The 2,874-nt window shown below is 74.8% G+C and carries 3 protein-coding genes and 1 pseudogene; 1 reads left to right on the top strand and 3 read right to left on the bottom strand.

The features are described from left to right. A pseudogene (locus MFF42_RS25055) lies at positions 1–266 on the top strand (MFS transporter); the annotation flags it as partial. 51 nt (positions 267–317) lie between these two features. Here MFF42_RS25055 and MFF42_RS25060 read toward each other — a convergent pair. From MFF42_RS25060 to MFF42_RS25070, 3 genes are all read right to left on the bottom strand, one after another. Continuing rightward, a complete protein-coding gene (locus MFF42_RS25060; protein ID WP_238258679.1) occupies positions 318–707 on the bottom strand; it encodes a hypothetical protein in 390 nt (129 codons plus the stop codon). A gap of 149 nt (positions 708–856) precedes the next feature. Next, positions 857–1,351 carry a cupredoxin domain-containing protein gene (locus MFF42_RS25065; RefSeq protein ID WP_238258681.1) on the bottom strand — a complete coding sequence of 165 codons (495 nt, stop codon included), beginning with the start codon at positions 1,349–1,351 and terminating at the stop codon, positions 857–859. A 441-nt stretch (positions 1,352–1,792) separates the two neighbouring features. Then, positions 1,793–2,874, bottom strand: a 1,082-nt coding sequence (locus MFF42_RS25070) for a DUF2339 domain-containing protein (protein ID WP_238258683.1), incomplete at its 5' end; no start/stop codon positions are given.

Genomic DNA, 2,874 nt, shown 5'->3' on the forward strand with positions numbered 1-2,874 from the left:
CGATCTGGTCGGTGCCGATGGACATCGCCCCGCAATATGCCGGCACCGCGAGCGGGCTGATGAATTTCGGCTCGGCCTTCGCCGCGATCGTCTCGCCGCTCACCTTCGGCCTGATCGTGGATCTCACCGGCAACTGGATCCTGCCGTTCGCCGGCTCGATCGGCCTGCTGCTCCTCGGCGCGGGACTCGCCTTCACCATGCATCCCGAGCGCCCGTTCGAGGACGAGCCGGCCCCCCTGGCACCGCGGGCGGTGCCGGCGGAGTAGAACCCCGTCGCCGCCGCCGCCGCGTCGCCGTCATGGCGGCGACGGCTGCGGTCAGGGCGCGGGGAAGCGGCGCTGGAGGTCCGCCAGCATCTCCACCGCCTCGTTCGAGAGGCCCGATTCCCGCACGGCCTTGAGGCTGCGATCCTCAGGACCCGGCGCGCCGGCCGGCTCGAACTGGCGGCGGTGGGCCTGATCGAGGATGTCGGCGATCCGGTCGCCGACCGCCATGGCGATGGCGGTCGAATCCGGCCCTTCCGAGCGGTGGACGTGCATGCGCTGGAGCGCGTCGGCGATCTGCCGCTCGAAGGCCTGGAACAGCGCCTCGGCGGCCAGCGGGTTCATCCGCATCAGGGCGCCGGCGGCCGCGCAATAGGTCTCTTTCAGCATGTACAGGGTCAGGCGGTCGATGGCCTGCTCGTCGTCGTCCCCCGGCTTGGCCATGCGCCCTCTGTCTCGCATCCACTGGTCCGATCCCCTGCCCGCCGCCGAGCCGCAGCGACCGGGAATGGCCCCCTCCCTTAACGGATGGGGGAGGGGACCTGCCATGCCTTATCGCCCGCAGGGCCGGCTCGGTCCTGCGGGCGGCGGCCTCAGCCCGCGGGCGGGGTCAGGATGACCTTGCCCTCGAACGGGTTGCTGCGGCTGTTGGCGCCGGTGCAGGCGAAGGGCTTCTCGCCGGCCGCGAGCGTGCGCAGGCGCAGCTGCCCCCGGCCCTCCCGCTTGACCGTGTAGCCCTTCTCGCTCGCCACGTGGGCGAGATCGCCGTCGGCGTGCAGCACGCGGCCGTTCTCGAACTGGCCCGGCATGGTGATCGTCACCGGCTGGTCGGCCCGGCTCACCACGTTGAGCGCCACGTTGGTGTCGGCCGGAAGGCGCAGCTCCGCCGGCTGGCAGACGGGATGACCGTCGCGCATCTCGACGGTCAGCTCGACCGGCGGCATCACCTCGCTGGCGGGCGGCGGCAGCGGCTTCCCCTGCCCCTGGGCGGCGGCCGGCAGGGCGAGGCACAGGGCAAGGCTCGCGGCAAGGCCGGCCGCAGCGGCGGGCAGGGCGGCCGGTATGCGGCGGGTCGGGTGTCGGGGCATGCACGGATCCTTCGCGGTGGGTCCACGGCGCCCCTCGCGACGACGATCCGCCCCCGGGCCGACGCGGCTCGAGCGATGCGGCCGCGCGGGGGCGCCGGTTCGTCCAGGGAAGAGGCGGCACCACGGCCCTGTTCCGGTCCGCGACGCCCCGCCGCGCGACGGGCGCATCGATCGGCGATCGAGCACCGGCCGATCCCATTCGGTGAAAAGGTTCGATGCCGCCCAAGCCCCGGTCTCGCGGGCGCTCCGCTCCGGCGGGCCCGGGGCCGCCTCGTTCGAGGGCGGCGCGGGGCGGGCGTCCCCGCCGTCCAAGCCGGGACGGCGGGGGGCGTCGTTCGCACGACCGAGCCGATACGCAACCTGGCTCCCCCGTAGAATGACCGCGACCGGTTAGCCGACGGTCAATGCCGGAAACGGGCCGCGTGCCGGAACGGGACCGTGTCACGCCTCCGGCGCGGCGGGCGGGGGCACGAGCGGGGGCGCGGGGGCGAAGACGAGGCGCTGGTAGACGAGGCCGATGCCGATCAGGCAGGCGCCGAGCCCGAGGAAGGACAGCGCCCGCAGCGGCCCCTCCAGCCCGGCGAGGTCGAGCAGGAACACCTTGAGCGTGGCCAGCCCCACCAGGACCGCGGAGGCCAGCCGCGCGGTCGCCGAGCCGCGCAGGATGCCGTAGCCGAGGGCGGCGAGGCCGAGGCCGAGCCACGCCGCGGAGTAGGCGTACCACTCGGCCTGTCCCGTCTCGCGGTCGAGCCCGAGCCGCTCGCCCTGGAAGCCGTGCCGCACGGCGAGGCACAGGGCGAGGAAGCTCAGCGCCAGTCCCAGGCCGCCCGCCATGCGCACGAACCAGACCGGCCGCACGCCGCGGGCCGCCCGGGCCAGCGCGAAGGCCGCCGCCGCCGGCAGGGCGTAGGCGAGCACCGCGTCGTTGAGGATCACCCCGCCCGCGACCGGCTCGTCGGTGAGCAGGGGGTTGGCGGCGAGCCCGAGGCCGAGCGCCCCCTGGAGCAGGGCGAGGCAGGCGAAGGCGAGGCCGCCGAAGCGGATCACCGGCGAGGCCGAGGGGCCGGAGACCCGCGTCAGCACCAGGGAGAAGCCGAGGGCGGTCAGCGTCGTCAGCCCCTGTTCCAGCACGGTCGTGCCGGGTTCGGACAGGCGCCCGCCATGCAGCGCGTGCCGGATTTCGAGGACAACGAACAGGGCCGAGAGGAGCAGGCTCAGGGCCTGCGCCACCTGTTCCGGAATGTCCGCCGGCCGGTCCGGCCGACGGATCACCCGGGCGGCGAGGCCGAAGCACAGGGCCGGCAGGCCGTAGGCGAGCACGAGCCCGTTGAGAATCGGCGTGCGCGACAGGTCGTCGCCGATCAGGGCCGGATCCCAGGCGAGCCGCGCGGCGACGACGACGGCGAGCCCGGCCACGCACCAGCGCAGGGCCGGGATGTCGAGGCGCCGGGCGATCAGGGCGGTGGCGAGCGCCGCCCCGGCCAGGGCCGGCGTCAGCGAGCCGCCCGACAGGGCGAAGACGA

The organism is Methylorubrum podarium (genome assembly GCF_022179745.1).
GTDB lineage: Bacteria > Pseudomonadota > Alphaproteobacteria > Rhizobiales > Beijerinckiaceae > Methylobacterium > Methylobacterium podarium.